Genomic DNA, 656 nt, shown 5'->3' on the forward strand with positions numbered 1-656 from the left:
AACTTCATCGAAAAGGGCAAGATCTTAAACGGCACCTTTGACATCCGCAATGCCATTGAAGCCATTATTTTCGCCCTGCTGATCGGGGTGCCGGTGGTCCACCTGCCGTTTTCCCTGACCACCCGCATCATCATCCTTTGCATGACTGCCCTTCCGGCGGCCATGGTATCCCTCATCGGGATCGGCGGAGAGAGCATCACTGCTTTCCTTATGAACGCCCTTCGCTTTTTGAAGAACCGGCGGGTGGTTTACCGCTCTGACGCAATGCCGGAGCCAAAGAAGAAACGGCAGAAGCAGCCTGGCACGAAAGAAGCAAAAAAGCCTGCCAAACGGGAACGGCGGAAGAAAACGAAAAAGGGCTCTTTGGAGGATTCTCCCCCTTTTGAGGGGGCCGGTCAGCAGGACGATGCACCTCCCACGAAAGAGGCGCCCCAGCAGGATCTGTCCGGCTCCCCTTCCCCCACTCCTTCTGGGAAAACGAAACGGAAAAAGAAACGGGAGCCAAAGGTTCGTGAGCATAAATCCTTCGATACCTCCACCCGGCGGGGCATCCGCAGGCAGGCCAGAGAAGATATCCGGCAGTTAGCCTATGAGCAGAAATGCGCAAAGATAGCAAAGCGCCGGGAAGAGCGGGCGGAGAAGGAAAAGCTCCGTGC

At 56.2% G+C, this 656-nt stretch carries 1 pseudogene; it reads left to right on the forward strand.

What is annotated here, in order from left to right:
- A pseudogene (locus B5E53_RS19915) lies at positions 1 to 656 on the forward strand (hypothetical protein); the annotation flags it as partial.

Origin of the sequence: Eubacterium sp. An11, from assembly GCF_002161065.1 — a bacterium.
Classification (GTDB): domain Bacteria; phylum Bacillota; class Clostridia; order Lachnospirales; family Lachnospiraceae; genus Anaerobutyricum; species Anaerobutyricum faecale.